The sequence below is a fragment of the Vreelandella nanhaiensis genome, assembly GCF_003990185.1.
GTDB lineage: Bacteria > Pseudomonadota > Gammaproteobacteria > Pseudomonadales > Halomonadaceae > Vreelandella > Vreelandella nanhaiensis.
This window is the reverse complement of sequence record NZ_RZHF01000025.1, coordinates 1-26,586: the sequence shown is the minus strand read 5'-3', so window position 1 is coordinate 26,586 and position 26,586 is coordinate 1. Positions and strand designations below refer to the sequence as shown.

The 26,586-nt window shown below is 57.5% G+C and carries 26 protein-coding genes; 8 read left to right on the top strand and 18 right to left on the bottom strand.

The genetic code is table 11. The annotated features are described in order from the left end of the window. Positions 1–13 precede the first annotated feature (13 nt). The 5 genes from rbfA (at position 14) to ELY38_RS15390 (ending at position 5,344) form a co-directional block, all read left to right on the top strand. Positions 14–424, top strand: a complete 411-nt coding sequence (gene rbfA / locus ELY38_RS15410) for a 30S ribosome-binding factor RbfA (RefSeq protein ID WP_127063118.1) — start codon at positions 14–16, stop codon at positions 422–424. Beyond that, a complete protein-coding gene (gene truB / locus ELY38_RS15405) occupies positions 424–1,344 on the top strand; it encodes a tRNA pseudouridine(55) synthase TruB (protein WP_127063117.1) in 921 nt (306 codons plus the stop codon). Before rbfA ends, truB begins: the two co-directional genes overlap by 1 nt. Before the next feature lie 121 nt (positions 1,345–1,465). Then, positions 1,466–1,735: a 30S ribosomal protein S15 gene (rpsO, locus tag ELY38_RS15400; protein WP_126949601.1), complete on the top strand. Its 270-nt coding sequence runs from the start codon at positions 1,466–1,468 to the stop codon at positions 1,733–1,735. 166 nt (positions 1,736–1,901) lie between these two features. Continuing rightward, positions 1,902–4,064, top strand: coding sequence for a polyribonucleotide nucleotidyltransferase (pnp, locus tag ELY38_RS15395; RefSeq protein ID WP_127063116.1), 2,163 nt, complete (start codon positions 1,902–1,904; stop codon positions 4,062–4,064). 110 nt (positions 4,065–4,174) lie between these two features. After that, positions 4,175–5,344, top strand: coding sequence for an MFS transporter (locus ELY38_RS15390; RefSeq protein WP_127063115.1), 1,170 nt, complete (start codon positions 4,175–4,177; stop codon positions 5,342–5,344). Positions 5,345–5,414: 70 nt separating this feature from the next. Here ELY38_RS15390 and ELY38_RS15385 read toward each other — a convergent pair whose 3' ends face one another. From ELY38_RS15385 to dksA, 11 genes are all read right to left on the bottom strand, one after another. After that, positions 5,415–6,593 (bottom strand): acetyl-CoA C-acetyltransferase, encoded by a 1,179-nt coding sequence (locus ELY38_RS15385; protein ID WP_127063114.1) that lies wholly within the window; start codon positions 6,591–6,593, stop codon positions 5,415–5,417. A 181-nt stretch (positions 6,594–6,774) separates the two neighbouring features. Next, positions 6,775–7,155, bottom strand: coding sequence for an aspartate 1-decarboxylase (gene panD / locus ELY38_RS15380; protein ID WP_127063113.1), 381 nt, complete (start codon positions 7,153–7,155; stop codon positions 6,775–6,777). Between the two features lie 26 nt (positions 7,156–7,181). After that, the gene (gene panC / locus ELY38_RS15375) at positions 7,182–8,051 is read right to left on the bottom strand and encodes a pantoate--beta-alanine ligase (RefSeq protein ID WP_127063112.1); all 870 of its coding nucleotides are present in this window, start codon (positions 8,049–8,051) and stop codon (positions 7,182–7,184) included. A 42-nt stretch (positions 8,052–8,093) separates the two neighbouring features. Continuing rightward, positions 8,094–8,885 carry a 3-methyl-2-oxobutanoate hydroxymethyltransferase gene (panB, locus tag ELY38_RS15370; protein ID WP_127063111.1) on the bottom strand — a complete coding sequence of 264 codons (792 nt, stop codon included), beginning with the start codon at positions 8,883–8,885 and terminating at the stop codon, positions 8,094–8,096. Between the two features lie 132 nt (positions 8,886–9,017). Then, a complete protein-coding gene (folK, locus tag ELY38_RS15365; protein WP_127063110.1) occupies positions 9,018–9,518 on the bottom strand; it encodes a 2-amino-4-hydroxy-6-hydroxymethyldihydropteridine diphosphokinase in 501 nt (166 codons plus the stop codon). A 35-nt stretch (positions 9,519–9,553) separates the two neighbouring features. Next, positions 9,554–10,936 (bottom strand): polynucleotide adenylyltransferase PcnB, encoded by a 1,383-nt coding sequence (gene pcnB, locus ELY38_RS15360; protein WP_127063109.1) that lies wholly within the window; start codon positions 10,934–10,936, stop codon positions 9,554–9,556. 871 nt (positions 10,937–11,807) lie between these two features. After that, a complete protein-coding gene (locus ELY38_RS15355) occupies positions 11,808–13,181 on the bottom strand; it encodes a sigma-54-dependent transcriptional regulator (protein ID WP_127063108.1) in 1,374 nt (457 codons plus the stop codon). Then, a complete protein-coding gene (locus ELY38_RS15350) occupies positions 13,159–16,101 on the bottom strand; it encodes an ATP-binding protein (protein ID WP_127063107.1) in 2,943 nt (980 codons plus the stop codon). The genes ELY38_RS15355 and ELY38_RS15350 overlap by 23 nt, the downstream gene beginning before the upstream one ends. Beyond that, positions 16,091–16,267, bottom strand: coding sequence for a hypothetical protein (locus ELY38_RS19135; RefSeq protein ID WP_185856288.1), 177 nt, complete (start codon positions 16,265–16,267; stop codon positions 16,091–16,093). Before ELY38_RS19135 ends, ELY38_RS15350 begins: the two co-directional genes overlap by 11 nt. Before the next feature lie 10 nt (positions 16,268–16,277). Further along, positions 16,278–17,168: a tRNA glutamyl-Q(34) synthetase GluQRS gene (gene gluQRS, locus ELY38_RS15345; protein WP_127063106.1), complete on the bottom strand. Its 891-nt coding sequence runs from the start codon at positions 17,166–17,168 to the stop codon at positions 16,278–16,280. An 80-nt stretch (positions 17,169–17,248) separates the two neighbouring features. After that, complete coding sequence (gene dksA / locus ELY38_RS15340; RefSeq protein ID WP_126949590.1) at positions 17,249–17,686, bottom strand: RNA polymerase-binding protein DksA; 438 nt, start codon at positions 17,684–17,686, stop codon at positions 17,249–17,251. Positions 17,687–17,871: 185 nt separating this feature from the next. Here dksA and ELY38_RS15335 point away from each other — a divergent pair, with 185 nt between their 5' ends. Together ELY38_RS15335 and sfsA are read left to right on the top strand one after the other, a co-directional pair. Next, entirely contained in the window at positions 17,872–19,032 is a 1,161-nt protein-coding gene (locus tag ELY38_RS15335) for an aminotransferase class I/II-fold pyridoxal phosphate-dependent enzyme (protein ID WP_127063105.1), read from the top strand. Continuing rightward, positions 19,029–19,814: a DNA/RNA nuclease SfsA gene (gene sfsA / locus ELY38_RS15330; protein ID WP_127063104.1), complete on the top strand. Its 786-nt coding sequence runs from the start codon at positions 19,029–19,031 to the stop codon at positions 19,812–19,814. Before ELY38_RS15335 ends, sfsA begins: the two co-directional genes overlap by 4 nt. Here sfsA and metW read toward each other — a convergent pair. The 7 genes from metW to ELY38_RS15300 all read right to left on the bottom strand — a co-directional run bounded on the left by metW (position 19,755) and on the right by ELY38_RS15300 (position 25,086). Continuing rightward, the gene (gene metW / locus ELY38_RS15325; RefSeq protein ID WP_126949587.1) at positions 19,755–20,348 is read right to left on the bottom strand and encodes a methionine biosynthesis protein MetW; all 594 of its coding nucleotides are present in this window, start codon (positions 20,346–20,348) and stop codon (positions 19,755–19,757) included. The two genes, sfsA and metW, sit on opposite strands and share 60 nt — an antisense overlap. Beyond that, positions 20,348–21,529 (bottom strand): homoserine O-succinyltransferase MetX, encoded by a 1,182-nt coding sequence (gene metX / locus ELY38_RS15320; protein WP_126949586.1) that lies wholly within the window; start codon positions 21,527–21,529, stop codon positions 20,348–20,350. The genes metW and metX overlap by 1 nt, the downstream gene beginning before the upstream one ends. Before the next feature lie 43 nt (positions 21,530–21,572). Then, a complete protein-coding gene (locus tag ELY38_RS15315; RefSeq protein WP_126949585.1) occupies positions 21,573–22,166 on the bottom strand; it encodes a YggT family protein in 594 nt (197 codons plus the stop codon). Between the two features lie 28 nt (positions 22,167–22,194). Next, entirely contained in the window at positions 22,195–23,019 is an 825-nt protein-coding gene (gene proC, locus ELY38_RS15310) for a pyrroline-5-carboxylate reductase (RefSeq protein ID WP_127063103.1), read from the bottom strand. Positions 23,020–23,084: 65 nt separating this feature from the next. Further along, positions 23,085–23,789: a YggS family pyridoxal phosphate-dependent enzyme gene (locus tag ELY38_RS15305; protein WP_127063102.1), complete on the bottom strand. Its 705-nt coding sequence runs from the start codon at positions 23,787–23,789 to the stop codon at positions 23,085–23,087. After that, positions 23,779–23,934: a hypothetical protein gene (locus ELY38_RS19130; protein ID WP_185859001.1), complete on the bottom strand. Its 156-nt coding sequence runs from the start codon at positions 23,932–23,934 to the stop codon at positions 23,779–23,781. The genes ELY38_RS15305 and ELY38_RS19130 overlap by 11 nt, the downstream gene beginning before the upstream one ends. 9 nt (positions 23,935–23,943) lie before the next feature. Then, complete coding sequence (locus ELY38_RS15300; protein WP_127063101.1) at positions 23,944–25,086, bottom strand: anhydro-N-acetylmuramic acid kinase; 1,143 nt, start codon at positions 25,084–25,086, stop codon at positions 23,944–23,946. 115 nt (positions 25,087–25,201) lie between these two features. Between ELY38_RS15300 and tyrS the strand changes: the two genes are divergently transcribed. Continuing rightward, entirely contained in the window at positions 25,202–26,401 is a 1,200-nt protein-coding gene (gene tyrS, locus ELY38_RS15295) for a tyrosine--tRNA ligase (protein ID WP_127063100.1), read from the top strand. Positions 26,402–26,586: the final 185 nt, after the last annotated feature.

The following is a 26,586-nucleotide window of genomic DNA, read 5'->3' as shown; positions in this document are numbered from 1 at the left end:
CGAGGAGACAACCATGCGCGAATTCAAGCGTACCGACCGGGTAGCCGACCAGCTCCAGAAGGAGCTGGCGGTACTCATCCAGCGCGAAGTCAAAGACCCGCGCCTGGGCATGATCACAGTGAGCGGCGCAACCGTTAGCCGTGACCTGGGTTACGCCGATATCTACGTCACCCTTTTGGGTGAGCAAGAGCCCGAGCGTATCAAGGAGAACCTGCAGGTGCTCAAGCGCGCTGCAGGTTTTCTAAGAAGCCAGATTGCCAAACGCATTAAGCTGCGCCACGTGCCTGAGCTGCGCTTTCATTACGATGAAAGTGTGGTGCGCGGCCAGCATCTCTCGTCCTTGATTGACGAAGCGGTTTCAACCGACCGTGCCCGTCAGGCGGATGAGGAGGACGATACGGATCAAGGTGAGGAGACGCGCTAATGGCTCGTCGCCGTCGCGGTTTACCGGTTAATGGGGTGTTGCTGCTGGATAAGCCTAAGGGTATTTCCAGCAATCATGCCCTGCAGCGTGTGCGTCGCTTGTTCGAGGCACAAAAGGCCGGGCACACCGGCACGCTGGACCCCATGGCCACTGGCTTGTTGCCGATTTGCCTGGGGGAGGCCACCAAGTTCTCCGCGCACCTGCTGGAAGCCGACAAGATGTATCGCACTCGCGTTGAGCTTGGGGCGATAACCGACACCGGCGATGCCGAAGGCACGGTGATCGAGCGCCGCGATGTGCCGTCTTTAACGGCTGATGACATTGAAGCCGCTATTGCACGCTTTCGTGGTGAGATCGATCAGGTGCCGCCAATGTATTCGGCGTTAAAGCATCAAGGCAAAAAGCTTTATGAGCTGGCCCGTGAAGGTAAGCAGGTAGCGCGTGCAGCGCGGCGGGTAAGCGTGTATGATGCGCGCCTGCTTGCCTTTGACGGCACGGCATTTGAGCTTGAAGTCACCTGCAGCAAGGGGACTTACATCCGTACGTTGGCCGAAGATATCGGTCTGGCGCTTGGATGCGGCGCTCACATCAGTCAGCTGCGCAGACTCAAAACCGGGCCTTTTACGGGTGACATGATGTGGACGTTGGAAGCGCTTGAGGCACTGGCTGACCAGGCCTCACGCGAGGCTGAGCTGATGCCCGCTGATGTTCTGGTGGACCATCTGCCCCCGCTTGAAGTGGACGAAACGGCGTACGGGCGTCTCGCCCACGGCCAATCGGCAAACCTTGCGATCGGCACACTGGCCCCGGATGCCTTGGCAAGACTTTATTACGCCAAGACGTTTATCGGCCTTGGCGTTGTAAAAAGTGCTCAGGAAGTAGCACCCAAGCGATTGTTGAGTACCGTCGCTATCTCGTAAAACCGTTGCAAGGATGTGGCGATTTGCGCGAAAATTGTACGTTGAAAAGAGTCGACTGAGACTGCAAATATGCGTGGTCTCACCCATTCATTTTTAGGCATATTGCTTACTGGAGAGACAGATGGCTTTAACCGCTGAGAAGAAGGCCGAGATCGTTAACGAATACGGCCGCGGCGATAACGATACCGGTTCCCCTGAAGTACAGGTTGCACTGCTGAGCGCCAATATCAATGGCCTTCAGGACCACTTCAAGACCAACAAGCAGGATCACCACTCTCGTCGTGGTCTGATCCGCATGGTAAACCAGCGTCGTAAACTGCTGGACTACCTGAAGCGTAAAGATTTCGATCGCTACCAGTCGCTGATTCAGCGCCTCGGTCTGCGTCGCTAAGAAAGGCGTATTTCGCTTCGCGAAATTAAGCTTTTCTATTGTAGGTCGAAACGGGCAGCTCCCAAGGAGCTGCCCGTTTTTTGTGTTTCTGGTAGCCGTAACGCGCTACAGCGCCTAGAATAGTGGCGAGTCAAAACGACCAAAGCGAATAGACAAGTAGATATTTATGTTAAAGGAAGTCGCCGTGAATCCGGTAAAAAAAACGTTCCAGTACGGTCGTAGCACCGTCACGCTAGAAACCGGGCGTATCGCTCGCCAGGCCACCGGTGCCGTTATGGTCACCATGGACGAAACCGTTGTGCTGTGTACCGTGGTAGCTCGCAAAGAAGCTAACCCCAGCCAACCCTTTTTCCCGCTCTCGGTTCACTATCAGGAAAAAACCTACGCGGTAGGTAAAATTCCTGGCGGCTTCTTTAAGCGCGAAGGACGTCCGACTGAGAAAGAAACGCTGACCTCGCGTTTGATCGATCGTCCGATCCGCCCGCTGTTCCCCAAAGGCTTTATGAACGAAGTGCAGGTCATCTGTACCGTTCTGTCTACCGACCGTAACCATGACCCCGATATTGCCGCAATGCTGGGTACGTCAGCGGCGCTCTCGATTTCCGGCGTGCCGTTCAACGGCCCGATCGGTGCTGCACGCGTTGGCTTCAACGAAGAGCAGGGTTACTTCCTAAACCCGACCGTTGAAGAGCTCGCCACCTCTGAGCTAGACATGGTCGTCGCCGGTACTGAAAAAGCCGTGCTGATGGTTGAGTCAGAAGCCAAAGAGCTTCTGGAAGATGAAATGCTGGGTGCCGTGCTGTTTGGCCACCAGGAAATGCAGGTGGCCGTCAGCGCCATTAACGAACTGGTTCAAGAGGCGGGCAAGCCGCGTTGGGATTGGCAGCCGGCACCTGAGAACGTTGCGCTGAAAAACGCCATGGCTGACGCGTTTGAAGCCAAGGTGGGCGATGCCTATCGCATCACCGATAAAATGGCCCGTCAGGACGCGCTTGCCGCACTGAAAGAACAGGCCGTTGAACAGCTGGCCTCCGCTGAAGGCGAGCCGGTTAACGACAAGTTCGATAAGGAAGAAGTCAAAGGCGCCTTTGCCAGCCTTGAAAAGCGCGTAGTACGTTCACGCGTGGTCAAGGGTGAGCCGCGTATCGACGGTCGCGACAACTTTACCGTGCGCCCGCTGGCCATCGAAGTGGGTGTTCTGCCGAAAACCCACGGCTCAGCGGTTTTCACCCGTGGTGAGACGCAGGCAATTGCTGTGGCAACGCTGGGCACCTTGCGTGACTCGCAGCTGATTGAATCGCTTGAAGGCGAGCGTAAAGACCGCTTTATGCTGCACTACAACTTCCCTCCTTATTCGGTCGGCGAAGCTGGCTTCATGGGCGGCCCGAAGCGTCGTGAAATTGGCCATGGCCGTTTGGCGCGCCGTGGTATTCAAGCCATGCTGCCCTCTGAAGAAGCCTTCCCCTACACCATCCGCGTGGTATCGGAAATTACCGAATCCAATGGTTCAAGCTCCATGGCGTCGGTATGTGGCTCCTCGCTTGCCCTGATGGATGCAGGTGTGCCGCTGAAGGCCCCGGTAGCCGGTATTGCCATGGGCCTGGTGAAAGATGAAGACGGCTACGCGGTCCTGACCGATATTCTGGGTGACGAAGATCATCTGGGTGACATGGACTTTAAAGTTGCCGGTTCTGAAGAGGGCGTGACCGCTCTACAGATGGACATCAAGATCGAAGGCATCGATGAAGAGATCATGGAGACGGCGCTTCAGCAGGCCCATAAGGCGCGTTTGGGTATCCTTGAGCAGATGAACGTGGTCATCAGCCAGAGCCGTACCGACGTCTCCGAGAATGCACCTTCTATGGCGACGATCAAGATCGATCCGGAAAAGATCCGTGACGTTATCGGCAAGGGCGGCGCTACCATTCGCAAGATCTGCGAAGACACCGGCGCGTCTATCGACTTGGATGACGATGGTACTGTGCGTATCTACGCCGAAGATAAAGCGGCCGCCAAGAAAGCTATCGATACCGTACTGGCGATTACCGCCGAAGCGGAAATCGGTAAGCTTTATCAGGGCAAAGTAGTGCGTATTGCCGACTTCGGCGCCTTTGTGAATATTATGCCGGGCACCGATGGTCTTGTGCATATCTCACAAATCGTGGCCGAGCGCGTGAACAACGTGCGCGATTTCCTGAACGAAGGCGATGAGGTGGTGGTGAAGGTGCTCGACATTGATAACCGCAACCGCGTGAAGCTCTCGATCAAAGAGATCACCGAAGAAGAGAAGTCGGCGTTTGCCGCTGAAAACGAGAACACCGCGGGCTAAACCTCCGCTGAGTTCCCTATGCCGCCCCCGTAGCCCCTGGCTGCGGGGGCGGCGTTGTTTGGTTAAAAGAAAGTTTGGCTGGAAGGACGTTGGGATAGAAGGGAGTAGGCATGGAGAAGGAACAGGCACCGCGCTGGTGGGCGGTGGTGGCCGTGATGATCGGCATTTTTTTATTGGTAACTGCTGAGCAGCTGCCTATTGGGCTGCTCTCTCAAGTGGCCTCGTCAATGGATGTTACTCCCGGTGTCGCCGGATTGATGGTGACGGTACCCGGCGTGGTGGCTGCCTTTTCGGCGCCACTGTTACCGGTGGCGGTAGGCCGTATGGATAGGCGGGTCATGTTGACGTTGCTAATGGGTGTAATGGTCATTGGCAGCGTGCTTTCAGCGCTGGCGAGCAGCTTTATATTTCTGCTGGCGGCGCGAGTGCTGGTGGGCATCAGCATCGGCGGCTATTGGGCTGTGGCTGGCAGTATCGCCCCGCGCCTAGTGCCCGGCGACCAGGTTGCCAAGGCCATGACAGTTATTTTTGGCGGCGTGGCGGCGGCTTCAGTGTTAGGTGTACCCCTGGGCACCCTGCTGGGGGATCTCAGCAACTGGCGGGTTGCCTTTGGGGCGTTGGGCGGTTTCAGCCTTTTGACTGCACTGGCCCTATGGTGCTGGTTGCCGCCTTTGCCGCCCAGAGAGCCGGTGCGTTTGAAGGTGTTGGCTCAGCAGTTCAGCAATCGCGGTGTGCGGGTGGCTGTATTGGCCACGGGCTTTGTAGTGGTAGGGCACTTTGCAGCGTACACCTTTATCAGTCCCATTCTGCAAGACATCAGCGGTGTAGCCCAGCGCCATGTGGGCAGTCTGTTGCTGCTTTATGGGGCGGCAGGAATCATTGGAAATATTGCAGCAGGTATGTTTGCCGCACGCCATCCTTACCGGGCGGTGCTGGCGATCCCTAGCCTTCTGCTGGTTGTGGTCGCTGTGTTTCCGTTTTTTGGTGTGCAGCCCAGCAGTGGTGTACTGATGTTAATGATGTGGGGGGCGGTATTTGGCAGTGTTTCGGTGAGTATCCAGACCTGGATTCTGCGCACCGCGCCGAACACGGAAGCCGCTACGGCGCTGATGGCCTTTGTGTTCAACCTTTCCATTGGTTTGGGCGCCATGGTCGGTGGTCGAGTCGTCGATGTTACCAGCCTGCCGGTCACCATGTGGGCCGCCTCGGCGCTTTTCCTGTTGGGCGCCTTGCTGGTATGGCGAACGCCGCCAAATATTGTGGGCATGAAACACCGCTAAGCGTCGGCAATAAAAAAATGCCCCTGTCCAGTGACAGGGGCATTTGTTTTGAAGCGGTTAAAGCAAGTGCTTAAGGGCGCTCAATTGCTAGCGCAACGCCCTGACCCCCGCCGATACAAAGTGTAGCGAGGCCTTTTTTGGCATCGCGGGCAATCATTTCGTGAAGAAGCGATACCAGCACGCGGCAGCCCGAGGCGCCAATCGGATGGCCGAATGCAATCGCGCCACCGTTAACGTTGACCTTTGAAGCGTCCCAGCCAAGTTCCTTGTTAACCGATAACGCCTGAGCCGCAAAGGCTTCATTGGCTTCAGCGAGATCCAAGTCGTCCAGGCTCCAGCCAGCCTTTTCCAGGCAGCGGCGCGTGGCCGGTGCCGGGCCAATGCCCATGATTGCCGGGTCAACGCCTGCATTGGCGTAAGCAGCAATCCGGGCCAGCGGTTCAAGGCCTAGTTCTTTGGCTTTTTCCGCCGAGCAGATCATGACCACTGCCGCACCATCGTTGAGCGATGAGGCGTTACCTGCGGTAACGGTGCCGTCTTTCTTGAACGCAGGCTTCATACTGGCAAGCTTTTCAGCGGTCACTTCGCGCGGATTTTCATCGGTATCAAAGACGATGGGGTCGCCTTTACGCTGGGGAATCTCGACCGGCACGATCTGGCTCTTGAACTTGCCTTCTTTTATGGCATTGGCCGCATTGTGCTGCGACTGGGCGGCAAACTCGTCCATCTGCTCGCGGGTAATACCGTATTTTTCGGCAAGGTTCTCGGCAGTGATGCCCATGTGGTAATCGTTGAACGCATCCCATAGGCCGTCGTGAACCATGGTGTCGATGGCTTTCCAGTCGCCCATACGCTGGCCGGTGCGCGAGTGGGGCAATACATGGGGCGAGGCGGACATGTTTTCCTGGCCACCGGCCAGAATCAGCTCGGCGTCGCCGCAACGGATAGCCTGGGTGGCCAGGTGTACGGCTTTAAGGCCCGAGCCGCATACCTTGTTAATCGTCATGGCCGGTACGCTGGCTGGCAGGCCCGCTTTGATTGCCGCCTGGCGCGCCGGGTTTTGGCCAGCGCCTGCTGTTAGTACCTGGCCCAGCAATACTTCATCAACCTGGTCTGGAGAAACACCGGTGGAGGCGAGAATTTCCTTGATGACCAAGGCGCCAAGATCGCTTGCTGGAATGTCTGCAAGTGAACCACCAAACGCGCCGATAGCGGTGCGGCGAGCTGCAACAATGACTACTTCTTGCATGAGAGGACTCCTGGAGTGAGTAAGCTAGACAGCCTGTTATTGCTATAGGTTGAACGTACGCTATCTATCTTTTATGTCAGCCGTGCTATTCAGCATAGGGGATGGTTGTGCATTGCGGCAATACGCATTTGGACGCAAATAAAAAACGGGCCTTAATGGCCCGTTTTCATAAGTACACGGCTTAGGCCAGCTGCACCGGAATGGCGTGGCTGGTATGGCTGACGTGGTTGCCTTCTTGCAAATACACCAGTGCCGGGCGGTGCTGTTCAAGCTCGGCCTCTGAGTAGTGGGCATAGCTGCAGATAATGATCCGGTGGCCGGGGGCGGCCAGGTGCGCCGCTGCGCCGTTAATGGAAATCAGCCGAGAGCCTTCCTCACCGCGAATTGCATAGGTGGTAAAGCGCTCGCCGTTCTCCACGTTGTAGATCTGAATCTGCTCGTTTTCCCGAATGCCCGCCATGTCCAGCAGGTCGCCGTCAATGGCGCAGGAGCCTTCGTAATTGAGAACGGCGTGGGTGACGCGTGCCATATGCAGCTTGGCTTTGAGCATGATGGTATGCATAACAACTCCTGAGCAGCACAGGCTGCCTAATGGTGGGACGTAATTGGTTGAGAAGGCAGCCGCACGCTTAGGTTGTCGAGTAGCCGGGCCGGGCCCAGCTTGGCGGCTGCCAGCAGTACAGCATCACGTGTTGCAGAGCTGACGGGGTTTAGGTGTGTATCCCGAAGCTCCAGGTAATCCGGTATAAAGCCAGCCGCTTTGAGGTCCTGATGCCCTTGGTGCAGTACGGTTTCAACGGGTTCCCCCCGTTCGAGTGCGTCACGCAGTGTGCATAAAGTGCGGTACAGGGCAGGTGCTATGGCGCGTTCAGCGGCGCTTAGGTAACCGTTTCGCGAGGAAAGCGCCAGACCATCCTCAGCACGTACGATCGGCACGCCGATGATCTCTATGGGCATGTGCAGGTCACGAACGAACTTGCGAATAACGGCAAGCTGTTGGTAATCCTTTTCGCCAAAGCAGGCTACGTCTGGCTGAACTAGGTTGAACAACAGTGTAACGACGGTAGACACACCGTCAAAATGGCCGGGGCGGGCGCCACCGCAGAGTCCTTCGCTCACCTTTGGTACGTGCACACGAGTTTGCGCGTCTAGCCCGTTGGGATAAAGCGCCGTGTTGGACGGGGCAAACAGCACGTGGCAGCCAGCGTCAGCGAGCTTTGCCTGATCTTCAGTAAAGGTGCGCGGATAGGCGTCCAAGTCTTCATTGGGACCAAATTGCATAGGATTGACGAACAGGCTCGTTACTACGATATCCGCGTGTTGCCGGGCTTTCGCTACCAGAGCCAAATGCCCGGCATGAAGGTTACCCATGGTGGGTACCAGCGCAATCCGGTGGTCGTGCTGTCGGTACTCGCGCAGAGTGCTACGCAGGTCAGTAATGTCTCGTAAGGTGCGCATAGTGATTTCGCGTTGTAGTGGCATGACCGTTAAATGAGCAGATTAGAAGCAGTGCTCCTGAGCGGGAAAGACGCGGCTTTTTACCGCCTCATGGTAGCGCCGAAACGCTGACTGAATGCAGTCGGCCTCATTCAAGAAGTTTTTGACAAACCGAGGAGGGCGGCCGTGGGTAACGCCGAGCACATCGTGCATGACCAGTATCTGGCCGTCGGTATCAGGCCCCGCGCCAATGCCGATAACCGGCACATCAAGCGCGTCGGTGACCGCTTTGCCAAGGCTTGCCGGTACACACTCAAGCAGAATGACCGAAGCACCGGCTTCAACCAACGCCTTGGCGTCATAGATGATGCGTTCAGCTTGAGCAGCTTCCCGGCCCTGCACCTTGTAACCACCAATCTGATAAACAGCCTGTGGCGTCAAACCAAGATGAGCACAAACGGGAACACCGCGCCGAGTAAGTTCACGAATGCCATCGGCCATCCAGGCTTCGCCTTCCACCTTTACAAGCTCAGCACCGGCACGCATCAGCGCGCCAGCATCTTCAAGCATACGCTCGGTGGTGGCATTACTCATAAACGGCAGGTCAACCATCAGCAGGCTAGGGCCTTTGCCGCGCGCCGCGCAGCGGGTGTGATAGCAGATATCTTCAATGGTAACGGGCAGGGTACTGGCGTGACCTTGAAGCACCATGCCCAGCGAATCACCAACCAGCAGTACCTCAATACCGGCGTGGCTGGCCGCCTGAGCGAAAGAGGCATCATAAGCGGTTAAGCAACTGAACGTTTCACCAGTGCGTTTGTACGCCTGAAGCGTGCTCAGTGTAACGGGTTTCATGGCGTGCTCTCTATTGTCGTGGGGCGGCGCGACATGGGCAACCGACCATTGTTGATATCACGAATGCAATACGGAGCGTGATTGTTACCCTTCAAGCGCTGCCTGTCGAGACTCCAATAGGCGCAAAGCCGCCTAGCCGGGGCCATCTTCGACTAAACGCTGAATGCCAAGGTCGGGAATCTGGCCAAGCCAGTGGCTCAAGGGCTGCTGGTGAAGGGTGAGCGATGCATCAAGCTCGGCAAGCGGAGCGAGCACAAAAGCGCGGGCTTGCATATGCGGGTGGGGAACGCTCAGGCGCGGATGGGAAATCGTTTCTTGGCCATATAGCAGCAGGTCGAGATCGAGCGTGCGCGGCCCCCAGTGGCGCTCGCGCTGGCGCCGATGGCGCTGTTCCAAACTCTGAAGTTGGTCGAGCAGGGCAAGCGGCGATAGTTGCGTCTTGAGCGCGACCACCGCGTTGATAAAGTCCGGTTGATCCTGAGGGCCTACCGGGCGGCTTGCATACAGAGAAGAGACGCCGTGCATTTGGCTAAGCGGCAGGGTGGCAAGCTCGGAAATAGCCTGCCGCACCTGGGTGATCGGATTCTCCAGATTGCTGCCCAGGCCAATATACACAAGCGATAATATTGTCATGCTCTGCTCTCTGTTCGGGCACATTACCTGATTTACTATTCTGAGCTGCGCGACGGCTTGCGACGCCGTTTGCGCCGACGGTCACCCTGGCTTGCCGGGTCAGCACCCACTTTTTGAAGCAAGCGGCGCTGCTCATGCTCATCGCCCTGCTGGAAGGCTGTCCACCAGTCGCCTAAACCACGCGGTATTTCGCCAGCCTGCTCACGCAAAAGCAGTAGATCATAAGCGGCCCTGAAACGCGGATGCTCACGGGTCTGGAAGGCTCGCTTGCCGCGCCGTAACGGCAGACGGGTCTGAAGCTCCCAGATATCACGCATGGGCATGCCAAAGCGCTTGGGAATCGACGTATGCTCCAACTGGCGCGAAACGACTTCCTGTGCAGCTGTCTGCAGGGCAGGGATGGCAGGCATGCCTTCGCTCTCAAGTTCAGCTTGGCGCTGGGCAACCGGTGCCCACAAGAAGGCGGCCAGCAGGAACGCCGGCGTTACTGGGCGATCTTCAGCGATGCGCTTGTCGGTATTGGCAAGGGCAAATTCAATCAGTTTTTCCGCCCACGCCGCATCCGCCATGGCTTCTTCCGATTCGGGAAAGAGCATGCCGAACAGCCCGTAGTGGCTGAGCAGGCGGAAGGTGGTAAGCCCGTGGCCAGACATGAACATCTTGAGCACTTCGTCAAACAACCGCGCTGGCGGAATTTGCAGCAATAACGGTGCAAGATCGTACATCGGCGCTTCGGTAGCCGGCTCAATGGTAAAGCCGAGCTTAGCGGCAAAGCGTACGGCGCGCAGCATGCGTACCGGGTCTTCGCGATAGCGCGTGGCCGGGTCGCCAATCAGGCGCAGCGTGCGCGATTCTATATCCTGGGCGCCGTTGGCAAAGTCATGCAGGCTAAAGTCGGCGATGTTGTAGTACAGCGCGTTGACGGTAAAGTCACGCCGCACGGCATCCTCTTCAATACTGCCCCATACGTTATCGCGCAGCAGCAGGCCCGCGTCAGACTGGTGGGCAATATTTTCCCCGTGCTCATCCTGAGGCTTGCCTCGGAAGGTGGTCACTTCAATGACCTCACGGCCAAAGCGGACGTGCACTATACGAAACCGCCGACCGATCAGGCGCGAGTTGCGAAACAGGTCGCGCACTTGCTCAGGCGTGGCGTTGGTGGCCACGTCAAAATCCTTGGGCATTTTGCCAAGCAGCGCATCGCGAATACAGCCGCCCACCAGATAAGCGTCAAAGCCTGCACCGTTAAGGCGATAAAGGACCTTTAATGCGGCGTCGCTAATGTGCTGGCGAGAAACGGGGTGCTCGGACCGGGGGATAATACGAGGGCTGAGAGTGGCTACACTCTCCTGGGGATCGAGCAGCGTTTTCACTTGCTCTTCCTGATTATGTAAGAAACGGGTAAATCCTTTGAACATGCGGCGATATCGACTCGCAGGGTATCTAAAAAGTGGCCGTGAAGTAAGCAGTAAGTGGCTGAGTGTAGCCGACCCCTTTACGCTTGCAAAGTCTCGCTTGTGGGTTTACGGGCGCTCAAGTTTTTAAACGCGGAAAGGGGAGGCTAAGGGAGCCTCCCCTGTAAAGTATTTAATCAGCGTCCATGCTGCTGTTTTTCTTCATGATGGCACATCGCCCTGAATACGCACCGCAGTCGGTAGGCGTTTCCGACCGCCTCGTATTCAAAACAATAATCCAACCGCGAACTTTTCTTCCCCGGCGTATTGTTGTTGGTTCCGGGGGTGTACACACTCACTGCTGTTATTTTTATTGGTGTGCAGATCACCTGGTGTACGTCGCGTCCGTTTTGGGCACTTGCTATATGTTGTTTTTATTGGCTGCGCTTATTTTTCTTAGCGCCAGCAAGTCGTGAGATGTAAGCCTGTTATTGTTATTGGTGCTGTTATCTCGCCCGGCCGTATTGTTTTTGTTATGGCTCAGGTTGGGGTGGCGTCATGTTGTTTTTATTGAAGACCCACCGCTTGGCCCAGTTTGTTTTTCTTACCTGAATATATTGCACTCGTTGTGCCACTTGTTGGGGAGTTTATATATTTCAGTAGTTTGGGGTTGAATTGGCGTGCCAAGTAACCAATGGGGCTAGTGAGTGTTACCGCATTTGTGTGTGTTTTTTAGGTGGGTTGTGTGGTCAGGTAACATTGCGGAGGTAACGAAAAAGTGATTATTTTTTATTTAAATCAGTATATTAGACGTTGGTCGTAAGCCTTGAGTATGAAAGCCAGCGCCCAAAAGACGAAGATGCGAAATGCTGGCATCGCCGGCTTCGCTAACGCACTAGCCAGGACGCCGAGCGGTTTTTTTACGCGGTATGCCCAAACGTTGACGCCGCTCCCAAAGGTTTTTCCGGCTGATCCCCAGTTTCTGGGCCAACTCGGTTTCGCTCATTTGGTCCTGATGCTCAAGCACGAAGTGCTGGAAATAGTCTTCAAGGGACAAATCGTCCTCTTCCTCCGCTAGGCTTTCTTCACCGTTGGATGTCGTCGAGCTTGCATGGGCGCGCGGTGAGACAGGGCCAAGCCCCAGGTCATCAGGGTGAATCAAATGCCCTTCAGCCAGAATGACACCGCGCTCCAGGGCATTTTCAAGTTCGCGTACATTACCGGGCCACGGATAATCGCGCAGGTCTTGGCGGGCGGCCCTGGAAAGGCGCAGCTCCGGGCGCTCGTGCCGCTTGCAGGCTTTTTTAAGCAGGATATCGGCAATCTGCAGCACGTCGTCTTCGCGTTCGCGAAGCGGAGGCAGTTCAATCTGCATCACGTTCAAACGGTAGTAAAGATCGAGACGAAACTCGCCGCTCTTGGATAGTGCCCGCAGGTCACGGTGGGTGGCCGCAATCAGGCGAACGTTGACGTGGCGAGTCTCTACCGAGCCGATCTTGCGGATTTCCCCCTCTTGCAGCACGCGCAAAAGGCGCGCCTGGGCATCAAGGGGCAGTTCGCCAATCTCATCTAAAAATAGTGTGCCCTGATCGGCGGCTTCCACAAGGCCGGTGCGTGCCGCGCTTGCCCCGGTAAACGCACCTTTCTCATGACCGAACAGCTCCGACTCAATCAGGGTTTCGGGAATGGCGGCGCAGTTGACACTGATCAGCGGTGCTTTGGCGCGCTTACTCTGCTGATGAATGGCTCGGGCCACAAGCTCTTTGCCGGTACCTGATTCGCCCAGAATCAGTACAGTGACATCGGCAGGCGCAGTTTTGCGAATACGCGTATATACCTGCTGCATGGCGGCGCAGTCACCAATCATCATTTGCTGGCTACCGCCATCATCGGTAATTGCGGGCGGCTCGCTGTGCTGCATCGCCTGCTGATGCAGGATGCGCTCGATAGTCTCTAGCAGCTCGGTATGATCAAACGGTTTCGCAATATAGTCGACCGCGCCTTGCTTTAGGGCATCCACCGCCGAGCGCATGCTGGCATAGCTGGTCATGATCAGTACCGGCGCAGGGGCGGCGGCCTTGATCAGCGTGGTCCCCGGCTCCCCTGGCAAACGCAGGTCACTGATGATGAGGTTGAACTCACAAAGCGCCAGCTGGGCGGCTTCTTCGGCGCTGCCCGCCTCACTGACCGTATAATCGTGACGCTCAAGCAAACGCTTTAGGGCGCTGCGAATAATCGCTTCATCTTCAACAATCAGAATCCTGGGCATGAGGTTGCTGGTCATCCTGTTGGTAAAGCGGCAGCCAAAGAGTAATGGCCGTACCGCGTGACTCTTGGGGAGGTGGCGAGGCCACCTCTATGCGGCCTTGGTGTTCACTAATAATCTGGTACGCAAGCGATAGCCCAAGACCTGTTCCCTCGCCGGCGGGCTTGGTCGTGGTAAAGGGCTCAAACAGATGGTCGCGCACGCGCGGGTCGATTCCCTGGCCGTTATCACTGACCCGCCACCAAGCGCTGCCTGCCTCGCGCCCGGCAGTAATGACCACCTGGCCGTCAGGCATGCAGGCGTCACGGGCATTGCTGAGCAGATTGACCATCACCTGGGTCAGACGCTGGGCATCACCACGCACTACTATCCCTTCAGGGCAAGCGTTAGTCAGAGTTACATCCTCACCCGAGCGCGCCAGATGGATCAAGTGTAATGCGTCTTCGCTTATCGTGGTAAGCGCCACCGGCGAGTCCGGTGGCGGCCCCGCATGGCGTCCGCCATGGGCGAAGCCGACCAGGGAGTTGACGATCTTGGTCACGCGTTGGGTCAACTGCTGAATCTGGTCGGCGGTCTCAAGCAGGGCTGGGTCCTGGGTATCGTAGCGCAGGTTTTGCGCCAGCGATGAGATCCCGGTTATCGGGTTGCCGATCTCGTGGGCGACGCCGGCCGCCAGCTGGCCAATGGAGGCAAGGCGGGCGGCGTGCACCAGTTCATCTTCCAGCCACTTCATTTCGGTATGGTCCTCGACCAGGATGACGCTGCCACCCCGGCTATCATGGCCGCTCAATTCCGCCTTGTGCAGGGTCAGAAAGTAATCCTTGCCGTGCAGCGTGACGGCCTGTTTATAAAGCGGCGTATGGGTAGCCAGCAGGACATTGCCCAAGAGCTCGGGCCAGGGGGTGGGAAGACTGTCGCAGCGTGAACCGATAACGCTTTCACCGCTGATGCCTGAAAGCTGGGAGAGCGCCTGGTTCCACATCAGAAGCTCCTTGTCATCGCCAAATACGCATAGCCCCACCGGTAGGTAAGCCAGCGTCTGGCGATGGTGACGGCGCAATCCGTCAAGCTCGCGAGCAAGCCCGGTCAGGCGCGACCGATAGGCTTCCAGGCGGCTTTCCACAAAGTGGATGTCATCGGTGACAGGCGCATCGTCATGGCGATAGGGCAGGTAGCGGTCAACGATATCGCGCGCTACTGAGGGGCCCATCAAACCCGACAGGTTAGCCTGGATGCGGTCGCGCAGGCGCCGCAGCGCGTAGGGGCGGCGCTCTTGCGGGGTTAGCTTGAGTGCGCTCAGCGCCCGGGAGACCTCGCGCTGGGCCGCTTCATCGCCAATGGCCTGGGCCAGGTGGGTGGAAAAATCAGCCGCCGTGGCGGCTTCCAGCGGCAGGCGTTTTGAGCGGATAACCGCATCCACCGAGCAGGCTTCCGCCGCCGAGCGTTCACCTTCTGAAATACGCGTGAAAAGCGATATCACGATCAGGAGAACAATATTGGTGGCAAGCGACAGCAGCGTTACCGTATACCAGGGCGGTGCATCGCTCGGGATCAGGTGGGTGAAAGGCAGGGGTGGCGTGGGTAGCGAGAAGATAAGCGGCAGCCAAAGCCCCCAAAGCCATACCGCGACGCCCGCGATAAGCCCGACCACCATGCCTTTGCGATTTGCTCCCGGCCAATAAAGCAGCGCCAGCATGCCGGGCAGGCACTGGGCCATCCCCACGAAGGAGGTCATGCCCAGATTGGCCAGATCATGATGCCGCCCCACCCCCTCATAAAACAGCCAGCCGCTAACGATTACGCCGACTACCAGTGCCCGACGCAACCAGAGCAGCCAGCCGTACAGGTCACTACGCGCTTCCGGGGGTCTGGCTACCAGCACGATATGGTTAAGCACCATCCCGGAAAGTGCCAGAGAGATCATGATCATGGTGCCACTGGCTGCGGCCAGTCCTGCGATAAACGCCAGCGCCTTGACCCACCAGTGCTCGCTCATCATGTACACCGCGTAGGCCGCCACTGGTATCTCATTGTTGACTGATTGTGCCGCCCACCAGATAAGCGGAACGGGAAGGGCCATCAGGAGTAGGAAGAGCGGCAGCGCCCAGCTGGCCTGCAGCAGCGTATGGCGCGACAGGTTTTCAGCAAAGGTGATGTGGAACAGGTGCGGCATCATGAGGGCAGAGGCGAAAAATAGCAGCAGCAGCGTTCGCCACTGAGCGGCTTCTAGCTGCGGAGTAGCCTGCTGGGCAGGTAATCCTGGCCCTTCCAACCAGCGCTGCAAATCTTGCGGTCCATCAAATACTAGCCACAGTGCCACAGCTCCCAGGCAGAGCATGGTGAACAGCTTGATCAGCGATTCAAAGGCTAGAATGCTAATCAGTGGGTCTTGGCGGGAGTGGTTAGGCCGTGCGCCGAAGACCACCGCAAAGACGGCAATCAGCCCGCAAAACAGCAGCGCGGCGCTTGAGCTATACGGGCTACCGGTGAGCCAGTGGATCGCATCACTAAGAGTTTGTACCTGAATGCCTAAAAGCGGCAACACCGCTACTAGACTGATCAGCGTGACCAGGGTGCCTGCCCAGCGCGAGCGAAAGCGAAACGCAAACAGGTCCGCCAGAGAGGCAAGTTGATAGGTGCGGGTAATCCGCTGGATGGGAACCAGCAGCACCGGGGCAAGCAGAAAGGTTCCCGCTGCGCCCAGGTAATAGGCCAGATAGCCAAAGCCTGCGTGGGCGGCAAGTTCAACGCTACCGTAGATTGCCCAGGCACTGGCATAAACGCCCAAGGCAAGTGTATAGACCACTGGGTGGCGTGTAACGCTTGCTGGCACCCAGCCACGCTCCACGGCAGTGCCGCAACCGAACAGCAGGGCCAGGTACCCAATGCCCAGTAGCAAGACACCGATTAACTCAACGCTCATCTAACTTCCTTTTTTGCTCAAGCCAAAGCGTCAGCGAAATCAATACACCCCAAATCGCAAACGGGCGGTACCAGGCAACGCTTGGGTTGCTCCAGCCATCCATCAGAAGTGGAGAGAGTAGGTAACCGCCAAACACCAGAAACAGCATGATGCGGTAGACATACATAGACGTATCCTTACGGCGAAAAGCGGTGTTCAGATGGCGTTAACCGACCAACCGACCAATTTGCCACTGCCCAGTGTAGTTGGCTGGTAGGTGGCTCTGTTGCCAATTCGGCAGGAGGCGTTTGGTCAAGCGCTTGAAGGGCCTGAAAAAGCTGGCGGCGCACGTCGTCCGCTTCTTCGGCAAGCGCAGGCGCCAGGTTCTGCTTGGAAAGCTTTTGGCCTTCTGGCGTGACCACCAGCGGCAGGTGCAGGTAACGTGGCTCGGGCAGGGTCAGAGCAATTTGCAGCTGACGCTGCCAGGGCGTGTTATCAAGCAGATCCAGCCCTCTGACCACGTCGGTAATACCCTGCTCGGCATCGTCCACCACCACCGCCAACTGATAGGCCCACAGGTTATCCTTGCGCTTGAGTACCACATCACCTAAGTCGGCAGGGTCAAACTGCTGGTAGCCAAACAGGCGGTCCTGCCAGATGATCGGCCGCCTGGCCAGGTCGCTGCGCAGCCGCCAGGCGGCCGGCTTGTCTGGATCGCTTAGCCCGTCACGACACCAGCCTGGGTAAATAGCATAGGCCTGCCACTGCTTGCGCGAACAGCTGCAAGGATAGGCCAGGCCCTGGGCGGCCAATTGCTCAAGCGCCTGCTGGTAGGCCTCATGGCGGTCGTGCTGCCAGCGTACCTTCTCGTCCCACTCCAGGCCAAAGGTTTCCAGCTGGCGCAAGATGATGCTATCAGCGCCTTGGGGGCAACGCGGCGGGTCGATATCTTCAATACGTACCAGCCACTGGCCGCCTGCGGCGCGGGCATCCAGGTAGCTACCCAGTGCTGCCACGAGAGAGCCAAAGTGCAGGGGACCTGAAGGCGTGGGAGCAAAGCGCCCCCGATAGCAAGCAGAAGGAGTCATAAAAGCCTTTACCCGTAACAAAAACGGGCACCCCAAGGTGCCCGCCTTCAGCGCTAGCGTAGAGGTGGTTTGGCCACCTTTTAGCCGCCCAGCTGTTTTTCTTTAAGTTCTGCCAGCGTTTTGCAATCCACGCAAAGTGTCGCCGTTGGCCGGGCTTCCAGGCGGCGAATGCCAATTTCTACGCCACACGCTTCGCAGAAACCATAATCGTCTTCGTCGATTTTCTCGATGGTTTCATTGATTTTCTTGAGCAGCTTACGCTCGCGATCACGCGTGCGTAGTTCAAGGCTAAAGCCTTCTTCCTGCGTTGCCCGGTCGGCGGGGTCTGCGTAGTTGTTAGCATCTTCTTGTAGGTGGCGCACGGTACGATCCACCTCTTCCATGAGGTCCTGCTTCCAGTCCAATAGCAGCTGACGAAAATGCGCCAACTGCTTATCGTTCATGTACTCTTCACCCGGTGCCGGCTCATACGGGGTGAAGGACTTGGTCGCTTCCGGTTTTTTTTCCGCTACTGGCATGGGATTGCCCCTTACGTATGTGACTGCTGATCGACCATGAGCGTGTGCCACGATCTCACGCCAAAGGGATGCTTGTTTAGCTGAAAAATGACCACTTTGCAAGCATAATGGTGCGTTTGCGACTATGGTCCTACCGTTTGTACGACCTATGTCATGTTTTAACTCTGTTAGGTGAAGGAGCCGTTATGGCCTGGAATTCGCGAGTCAGCCACGTGGCGCCCTTTCGTGTGATGCATCTGCTGGAAATGGCTCAGGCGCGGGAGGCCGCCGGGCATGATGTGATTCACCTGGAGGTCGGCGAGCCGGACTTTGCTACGCCTGAGCCGATCATTGCGGCAGGTCAGCAGGCGCTTGCCTTTGGGAAAACACGCTATACCCCCGCCGCCGGGCTGCCGGCTCTGCGTGAAGCCATTGCTGGCCATTACGCCGAGCACTTTAATGCCGAGGTGGACCCTTCGCGAATTCTGGTCACCCCTGGCGCTTCTGGTGCGCTGCTGCTGGCAAGCCAGCTACTGGTGGAGAGCGGCGATCGGGTGTTGATGGCAGATCCCAATTACCCCTGCAACCGCCATTTCATGGCGCTGGCGGGCGCTGAAATAGATGCCGTTTCGGTGGGGCGCGAGAGCGGCTGGCAACTGGATGCTGACTTGATCAACCGGCACTGGCGTGACCAGACTCGCCTGGCCATGTTGGCTTCGCCCTCCAACCCAACGGGCCACACGTTGAGCGCTGAACAGCTCACCCAAGTGCTGGACGCCGTGGCCAGGCGCTCGGGCGAAGTGATTGTCGATGAGATTTACCAAGGGCTCAACTATGATGACGTGCCACTGTCAGCCACGTCGCTTTCCAGTGAGGCGTTTGTGGTTAACAGCTTTTCAAAATACTTCGGTATGACCGGCTGGCGCCTGGGATGGTTGATCGCGCCAGAGCGGGCGGTCGAGCCGTTAACCCGGCTTGCCCAGAATGTCTTTCTGGCGGCGTCTACGCCCTCTCAGTATGCAGCACTTGCCGCCTTCACACCCGAGTGTCGGGCTATTCTGGAACAGCGCCGCGAAATACTCGCGAAGCGCCGCCAGGTGTTGCTGGATGGGTTGGCTCAGCTGAGTTTGGCGCCGGATTTACCGCCCCAGGGCGCGTTTTATGTGTGGCTGGATATTTCCCGCTATAGCCACGACAGCCAGGCGTTTTGTGAACGGCTTCTGGAAGAGGAGAACGTGGCCATTACCCCCGGCATTGATTTTGCCGTGCGCGGTGGTGAGCACCATGTGCGGATTGCGTTTACCAACAATGTTGCCCGGCTTGAGGAGGCCGTCGCGCGGATGGCGCGCTTCGTGGAGCGGTTATGACGCTCCACTATCCGGCGCTGGTCCCCGGCACGCTGCTGCGCCGCTACAAGCGCTTCTTCGCTGACGTGCGTCTGGATGATGGCCGCGAGGTGATTGCCCATTGCCCTAATACCGGGTCAATGAAAGCCGTGAATGTGCCCGGCTGTCGCGTCTGGCTATCACCCAGCGATAACCCCAAGCGCAAGCTTTTATGGACGTGGGAACTGATTGAATTGCCTCAGCCGGATGGCAACGCGTCTTTGGTATCGGTGCATACCGGGCGGACGAACCGGATTGTTGAGGCGGCGCTTTGCTCAGGGCGATTTAAGGCGCTAGCCGGTTATGCCCACCATCGCCGTGAGGTGAAGGTGGGCGAGGCGCGGCTTGATTTCCTGCTGGAAGACCCGGTGAAAGGGCGCGCCTATATCGAGGTCAAGCAGGTGACCCTGAAAGAGCCGGATGGGCATGGCTACTTCCCGGACTCGGTCAGCACGCGAGGGCTCAAGCACCTGCAGACACTGAGCGCGCTCGCCGGGCAGGGCGAGCGCGCGATACTGCTGTTCTGCATTGCTCATGAGGGTATTGAGGATGTCGCCGCCGCCGGGCACATCGATGCAGCTTACGCCGCTGGGCTTGTGGCCGCGGTTGCCAGCGGCGTTGAAGTGCTGGCCTACGGCACGCAGGTCGCGTGGCAGGCGGGCGTTCCGGTCAGCGTAGCGCTTGAACGTACGCTGCCGGTTCGCCTAGCGGCGACGTACGCGGAAGATGGCAATCTCGCCAAACAGGTTGGGCCACCACTTTGAGGTCCAGTGCCCGCGGCGCTCGCCTACGCCAACGGCACGGTCCACAATCACCAGCCCCTTTTCACGACATAGTTGCTCGAAGTCGTTAAAGGTCGACAGGTGAATATTCGGGGTGTCGTACCAGGCGTGAGGCAGCGACTTGGAAACCGGCATATAGCCGCGCAGGCCAAGATAAACCCGGTGCCGCCAGTAGGCGAAATTGGGAAAGGTGATAATTCCCTCATTGGCGACGCGCAGCATCTCATCGAGCATCTTGTCTGGGCGGCGCAGCGCCTGAAGCGCCTGGGTCATGATCACCTGGTCATAGCTGTGATCGCAAAAGCTTGCCAGGCCATCGTCCAGGTTGTGCTCGATAACGTTCACGCCCCGGGCCACGCACTGGGTGATGCCGTCAGGGTCAATCTCAAGCCCGTAGCCGGTCACGTCCTTGTTGCGGGCAAGGCTTTCCAGAAGCGCGCCATCTCCGCAGGCAAGGTCCAGCACGTGAGCGCCTTGGGGCACCCAATCGTAAATCAGTTCAAGGTCGGCGCGCATCAACGGGTCTCCTCCAGGCCTAGCTCACGAGCAGTACGGTTCATAAAGGCGCTGAACAGAGCCTGGTAGCGGGGGTCTGGCAATAAAAACGCATCGTGGCCATGAGGCGACTCAATATTGGCGTAGCTAACTGCCTTGCCTGCCCGGGTGAGGGCATCTACCAACTCGCGTGAGCGCGCCGGCGGGAATCGCCAATCAGTGGTGAAGCTGACAATCAAAAAAGGGCACTGGGCAGGTGCTAACGCCTTGGCTAAATCGCCGTCAGCCAGGGAAGCCGGGTCGAAATAATCCAAGGCCTTGGTCATCAGCAGGTAGGTGTTGGCATCAAAGGCGGTTGAAAAGGTATCGCCCTGGTAGCGCAAGTAGGACTCCACCTGAAACTCGACGTCAAAACCGAAGTTGAGGTCGTCGCTTCGAAGGTCGCGGCCAAACTTGCTGCCCATGGCATCTTCAGACAGATAGGTAATATGGCCTATCATGCGCGCCAGTTTTAACCCGCGCTTGGGAACGGTATCGTGCTCGGCGTACCAGCCGCCAAAAAAATCGGGGTCTGAACGGATGGCTTGACGGGCTACTTCGTTAAACGCAATGTTCTGGGCTGAGAGGCGTGGCGTTGCCGCAATCACCACCGCATTGGCTACCCGCTCGGGGTAAGTGATTGTCCACTGGAGTACCTGCATGCCGCCAAGGCTACCGCCTACTGCGGCGGCCCAGCGTTCAATGCCCAGGTGGTCGGCAAGCCGGGCTTGGCTTGCAACCCAGTCGCTCACCGTTACGATGGGAAACTCCGGCCCCCATTGGCGGCCGGTTTCCGGATTGTGGCTAACCGGGCCGGTACTGCCATGGCAGCCGCCCAGATTATTCAGCGATACGACAAAAAAACGGTTGGTATCGATCGATTTTCCCGGACCAATATGGTCGTCCCACCAGCCGGGTTTGCGGTCATCCTGGCTATGATAGCCCGCGGCATGGTGATGGCCGGAGAGCGCATGGCAAATCAGCACGGCGTTGCTACGTTCAGCGTTTAACGTGCCGTAGGTCTCATAAATTAGCTCATATTCTGGCAGCACTTTGCCGCAGGCGAGGGCAAGCGGCGTATCAAACTGCGCAATGTGAGGGGTGACAAGACCAACGGAGCCGGTTGGTCGGTCAGCAAAGGCAAGCGTATCTGAGTCGGGCATCGAAAGCGTTAGTCCTGCTGATGAATGGGTAGCGGGCAGGCCCTTAAAGGCCTACCAGCGCACCAGAAATGCCGGCTGCGCGAATCAGCGAGCCAATCACGAGTCCATCGATAAGGTTAATGGCGATAAATACCACAATGGGCGATAGATCAATCATACCCAGCGGTGGAATGATCCGGCGTACCGGCGCCATGATCGGCTCAACCAACTGCATGACCAGCAGGGCGGCGGGGTGGCTTGCGTTGGGGGCAACCCAGCTTAAGATGATCATCACAATCATGGCAAAGAAGTAGATCTTTAAAATTGCATTGGCCAGGGCGGCGACACCTGCAATCACAAGCCCGGCAATTGGTGGCATGCCAATGCCAATCACCATGAAAATAGCGATGATGCTTACCACCTTCAGTACAAAGCCGGCGGCCAGGGTAGCAAGATCAAAACGCCCGGCCACCGGACCTAAAAAGCTTTGAAAAGGCCCGACTACCGGCTGGGTGATCTTAACGACCGTCTGGCTCAGCGGGTTGTAGTAATCCGCCCTTGATGCCTGCAATAAAAACCGCAGCATAAGTAAAAACAGATAAATGTTGATCAGCGTGTTAACCAGCATTAACCCGGCGCTGCCCAATTGATTGCCCATTGATGATTCTCCGTCTCGTTAAGGGTATTCAGTGACTGCCTAATTCCTGGGCCATTTCCTGGGCGCGTTTGGCGCAGGCTTGCATGGCATCAGCAACAATTGTGCGTAGGTGCGCTTCTTCCATATGCTGGATGGCGCGCTCGGTGGTGCCGCCGGGCGACATGACGTTCTGCTTGAGTGTGGCGGGGTCTTTATCACTTTGCTGCGCCATGGTCGCAGCGCCCAGCGCAGTCTGAATCGCCAGGCGGCGTGCGGTGTCAGCCGAAAGGCCCTGGGCGACTGCGGCCTCTTCCATGGCTTCCAGCATCAAAAAGAAGTAGGCCGGGGCACTGCCGGACACGGCGGTAACCGCGGCTAAAAGGGACTCGTCTTCCACCCACTCGACAATACCTACCGCTTCCATTAGCTGGGTGGCCAGCGTACGCTGCGCTTCGCTTACGGCGCTGTTGGCATACAAGCCGCTGGCGCCGCAGCCAACCAGCGAAGGTGTATTGGGCATGCAGCGTACCAGCGCGTTGTTGCCGCCCAGCCACTGATCAATGGTGGCAGCGTCAAGCCCGGCGGCAATGGAGATCACTAGCGGTCGCGTTTGCTGAATAGTGTCTTTAAGTTCTTCACATACGACCCGCATGATTTGTGGCTTTACTGCAAGCACCACCACATCAGCACCGCTGACAGCTGCGCTGTTGTCGGTCTGGGTATGAATGCCCAGGCGCTCTTTAATGGGGGCAAGCTCGCTGCTGTTCGGGGCCGTGGCGGTTAGGTTGGTGGGCGCAACGCCGCTGTCGATAAGTCCGCCGATAATGGCGGTTGCCATGTTGCCCGCACCAATGAAAGTAATCCTGCTCGCCATGTCTATGTCCTGTTCGGTTTTGTGAATCCGCTGCGCCAGCAACCTTATCGCATGCTGTCAGTGGATTAGTCTGTGTTACGTGCGCCGAAAATGGCGGTGCCCAAGCGCACGAGCGTCGCCCCTTCGAATACAGCTGCTTCCAAATCGTCGCTCATGCCCATCGACAGCGTATCCAGCGGTGCCTGAGGCAGTGCCGCCTGAAGGGATACCAGCAGGTTGCGCAGCGCGGCTAGCGGCTCGCGCTGCGCTTCAAGCGTGGTAGCCGGTGCTGGAATGGCCATCAAACCGCGTAATTGTACATTGGGCAGCTTAGCTACTTCAGCGGCCAGCGCGGCGGTCTCTTCCGGTAGAACGCCAGATTTGGAGTCCTCACGGCTTATGTTTACCTGCAGACAAATATTCAGAGGAGGCAGGTGAGCAGGGCGCTGTTCGCTCAGCCGCTTGGCAATTTTCAGGCGATCAACGCTGTGGATCCAGTCAAAGCGCTCCGCAACTGCGCGCGTTTTATTGGATTGGAGCGGACCAATGAAATGCCACACGATGTCGTCCAGATCCGCCAGGTCCGCCTGCTTTTCCAAGGCTTCCTGTAGGTAATTTTCACCAAACTCGCGCTGGCCAAGCTGCCAGGCCTGGCGAATCACGGCGGCAGGCTTGGTTTTGCTCACCGCCAGCAGGCTCGCGCTATTCAGGGGGCGACCTGCTTCTTTTAATGCCTGGTGCAGGCGTTCGCGCGCCTTTGCAAGCGACTCTGGAAGTGCGCTATGTATCATGCTCAAGCACCTTACCGCAGCTGGAAGAGATAGGGATATTAACGAACTGCTGGCACTGTCGGCAAAGCGCAATGCGCTTGGCGCATATTTCCAGTGGCCCGCCCACCATGATACGGGTTGCGCGCACTGTTTGTTGGCTTTTCATAGGCATGCCTTAAGGCGCATAAATGCCCCCCAGCACACGATACCCCTGGGCACCCGTCACGGATGGCAGGTTTCCGGGCTTTAGGTGCAGGCGCTGATGGGCAAGCCAGGCAAAAGCGCCTGCTTCAATCCAGTCTTCCGGCCAGCCGTAAGCCGAGGGGGAGGTCAGCGTGGCGCTGGGCAGATGGTGTGCAAGACGTGCCATTAGATAGCTGTTGTGGGCGCCGCCGCCGCAGGTAATCAGCGTAACGCTGGGCCTTTCGGGCAGCAGCTGCTCGATACCCTGGGTGATACTGATGACCGTCAACTCAGCGAGCGTTGCCTGCACATCCGCTGGCGCTTCTTTGCCTGTTAGCTGTTGCTTCAACCAGGCCAGGTGAAAAAGCTCCCGACCGGTACTGCGCGGCGGTGGCTGGTGGAAGAATGGCTCGGCCAGCAGGCGGGATAACAGCGCATGATCTATCTTTCCGCTTGCGGCCCAGGCGCCACTTTGGTCAAACCGGCCGGTCTGATGCTCGGCAAACCAGGCATCCAGCAGGACATTGGCTGGGCCGGTATCAAACCCCATGACCGGTTGGTATGTATCACGTGGCATCCAGGTCACATTGGCAAAGCCACCCAGGTTAAGAATCAGCTGCTCATGGGTGTGTCTGCCAAATAGCGCCTGATGAAACGCGGGAGCCAGTGGAGCCGCCTGGCCGCCAGCGGCCAAATCGCGCCGGCGAAAATCAGCCACTACTGTGCAGCCCGTCAATTCTGCCAAAAGACTCGGATTATCCAGCTGTAGTGTGTAGGCCGGGCCGCCGTGATGACCGCTGGGTGCGTGTTCTACAGTCTGCCCGTGGCTTCCGATAGCGCAAATATTGTCAGGTGAGAGACCTTGCTTATTCAGTAGTGCTTTAACAGCCTGAGCCTGCAGTTTGCAAAACGCATCCTCTGCAAAGGCGAGCTCTGCAAAGCTTGTCTGTTCTGCATGGCACAGCGCTAATAGCGCGCTATGCAGCGCATCAGGCATGGGTTCGGCATGGGTGGCCACCAGCCGGGGTGGGGCGCTAGGCTCAATCGAAATAAGGGCCACATCAATACCGTCAAGGCTGGTGCCCGACATTAAACCCAGATAATAAAGCGGCGTAGCGGCAGGGGGCGTTTTCATAAAGCGTCATCCAAAGCGGGGCGAAGGCTCAACCAGGGCCGAGAGGCATGGTAACATCGTCGGCTATTTATCATCTGTATGCCCTGAGGGGCAAAGTTTAAAGTGGAGAGAGGCAATGAGTGAGGTGGATCAGGCTTTAGCGCTGCTGGCGCGGGGTACGCATGAAATCCTGATAGAGGACGAGCTTAAGAAAAAGCTGGCCTCTGGGCGCAAGCTGCGTATCAAGGCTGGTTTTGACCCCACGGCCCCTGACCTGCACTTGGGTCACAGCGTACTGCTGACCAAGATGCGCCAGTTCCAGGACCTCGGTCACACCGTGATTTTCCTTATCGGTGACTTCACCGGCCGCATTGGCGACCCAACCGGCAAGAACGTAACGCGTAAGCCGCTGACCGAAGCAGACGTTAAAGCCAATGCCGAAACCTATAAAGAACAGGTCTTCAAGATACTGGATCCTGAAAAGACCGAGGTGCGCTTTAACGCTGAGTGGTTTGGTGAACTGACCGCGGCCAAGATGATTGAGCTGGCGGCTCAAAGCACCGTTGCGCGTATGCTGGAGCGTGATGACTTCGAGAAGCGTTACAAGGCTAACCAGCCGATCGCGATTCATGAGTTCCTTTACCCGCTGGTTCAGGGCTATGACTCTGTAGCGCTTGAGGCCGATATCGAACTGGGTGGCACCGACCAGAAGTTCAACCTGCTGATGGGACGCGAGATTCAAAAGCACTTCGGCCAGGAGCCGCAGGTGGTGATCACTATGCCGCTGCTGGAAGGTCTGGACGGCGTGCAGAAGATGTCCAAGTCGCTAGGTAACTATGTGGGAGTCGATGAAGCGCCGGGTTCCATGTTCAACAAGCTGGTGTCTATGCCCGACAGTTTAATGTGGCGCTACTTTGAATTACTGTCGTTGAAATCCAACGAAGAGATTGATGCGCTTAAGCAAAGCGTTGAGCAGGGGGCGAACCCGCGCGACGTAAAGATGGAACTGGCGCGTGAGTTGATAGCCCGTTACCACGGAGACGAGGCGGCCGCCAATGCGCACAAGTCGGCAGGCAACCAGCTGGCCGATGGTGAACTGCCGGAAGACCTGCCAGAAGTAGAGGTGGACTTTGAAGGCAGCAAGCAGGCACCTATCGCGACTGTGCTTAACCGCTCCGGGCTCACCAAGAACAGCGCCCAAGCCAAGGATATGCTTAAAAACGGTAGCGTAAAGGTAGATGGCGAAGCGGTTGCCCAGGACACCATGCTGGCGACAGGCAATGCCTATGTCATTCAAGCTGGCAAGAAACGCTACGCCCGTGTAACGCTTATTTAAACTTTTTCCGCTAAATTTCAAAAAGGCCTTGCCAAGCCGGCAGYGAATCCGTAAAGTACGCATCCGCTGCCGGGGACGCCAAGCGTTACCAGCGGTGAATGAAGGTGAAAACCTTCGGGTTATCAAGCGGTTAGAAGTTTTGGATGTGGGTAGTTAAACATCGAAAACAACGCCCTTGACAATCA

Excerpts from the sequence above, each read along its gene's own strand:
- sfsA (WP_127063104.1), top strand. The coding sequence starts at position 19,029 with ATGACGCTCCACTATCCGGCGCTGGTCCCCGGCACGCTGCTGCGCCGC.
- ELY38_RS15385 (WP_127063114.1), bottom strand. The coding sequence starts at position 6,593 with ATGCAAGAAGTAGTCATTGTTGCAGCTCGCCGCACCGCTATCGGCGCG.
- proC (WP_127063103.1), bottom strand. The coding sequence starts at position 23,019 with ATGGCGAGCAGGATTACTTTCATTGGTGCGGGCAACATGGCAACCGCC.
- metX (WP_126949586.1), bottom strand. The coding sequence starts at position 21,529 with ATGCCCGACTCAGATACGCTTGCCTTTGCTGACCGACCAACCGGCTCC.
- ELY38_RS15300 (WP_127063101.1), bottom strand. The coding sequence starts at position 25,086 with ATGAAAACGCCCCCTGCCGCTACGCCGCTTTATTATCTGGGTTTAATG.
- ELY38_RS15305 (WP_127063102.1), bottom strand. The coding sequence starts at position 23,789 with ATGATACATAGCGCACTTCCAGAGTCGCTTGCAAAGGCGCGCGAACGC.
- tyrS (WP_127063100.1), top strand. The coding sequence starts at position 25,202 with ATGAGTGAGGTGGATCAGGCTTTAGCGCTGCTGGCGCGGGGTACGCAT.
- ELY38_RS15315 (WP_126949585.1), bottom strand. The coding sequence starts at position 22,166 with ATGGGCAATCAATTGGGCAGCGCCGGGTTAATGCTGGTTAACACGCTG.
- ELY38_RS15335 (WP_127063105.1), top strand. The coding sequence starts at position 17,872 with ATGGCCTGGAATTCGCGAGTCAGCCACGTGGCGCCCTTTCGTGTGATG.
- pnp (WP_127063116.1), top strand. The coding sequence starts at position 1,902 with ATGTTAAAGGAAGTCGCCGTGAATCCGGTAAAAAAAACGTTCCAGTAC.
- rpsO (WP_126949601.1), top strand. The coding sequence starts at position 1,466 with ATGGCTTTAACCGCTGAGAAGAAGGCCGAGATCGTTAACGAATACGGC.
- ELY38_RS19135 (WP_185856288.1), bottom strand. The coding sequence starts at position 16,267 with ATGTATGTCTACCGCATCATGCTGTTTCTGGTGTTTGGCGGTTACCTA.
- panB (WP_127063111.1), bottom strand. The coding sequence starts at position 8,885 with ATGAAACCCGTTACACTGAGCACGCTTCAGGCGTACAAACGCACTGGT.
- ELY38_RS15390 (WP_127063115.1), top strand. The coding sequence starts at position 4,175 with ATGGAGAAGGAACAGGCACCGCGCTGGTGGGCGGTGGTGGCCGTGATG.
- folK (WP_127063110.1), bottom strand. The coding sequence starts at position 9,518 with ATGACAATATTATCGCTTGTGTATATTGGCCTGGGCAGCAATCTGGAG.
- ELY38_RS15350 (WP_127063107.1), bottom strand. The coding sequence starts at position 16,101 with ATGAGCGTTGAGTTAATCGGTGTCTTGCTACTGGGCATTGGGTACCTG.
- gluQRS (WP_127063106.1), bottom strand. The coding sequence starts at position 17,168 with ATGACTCCTTCTGCTTGCTATCGGGGGCGCTTTGCTCCCACGCCTTCA.
- panC (WP_127063112.1), bottom strand. The coding sequence starts at position 8,051 with ATGCGCACCTTACGAGACATTACTGACCTGCGTAGCACTCTGCGCGAG.
- truB (WP_127063117.1), top strand. The coding sequence starts at position 424 with ATGGCTCGTCGCCGTCGCGGTTTACCGGTTAATGGGGTGTTGCTGCTG.
- panD (WP_127063113.1), bottom strand. The coding sequence starts at position 7,155 with ATGCATACCATCATGCTCAAAGCCAAGCTGCATATGGCACGCGTCACC.
- ELY38_RS19130 (WP_185859001.1), bottom strand. The coding sequence starts at position 23,934 with ATGAAAAGCCAACAAACAGTGCGCGCAACCCGTATCATGGTGGGCGGG.
- rbfA (WP_127063118.1), top strand. The coding sequence starts at position 14 with ATGCGCGAATTCAAGCGTACCGACCGGGTAGCCGACCAGCTCCAGAAG.
- metW (WP_126949587.1), bottom strand. The coding sequence starts at position 20,348 with ATGCGCGCCGACCTTGAACTGATTTACGATTGGGTGCCCCAAGGCGCT.
- dksA (WP_126949590.1), bottom strand. The coding sequence starts at position 17,686 with ATGCCAGTAGCGGAAAAAAAACCGGAAGCGACCAAGTCCTTCACCCCG.
- pcnB (WP_127063109.1), bottom strand. The coding sequence starts at position 10,936 with ATGTTCAAAGGATTTACCCGTTTCTTACATAATCAGGAAGAGCAAGTG.
- ELY38_RS15355 (WP_127063108.1), bottom strand. The coding sequence starts at position 13,181 with ATGCCCAGGATTCTGATTGTTGAAGATGAAGCGATTATTCGCAGCGCC.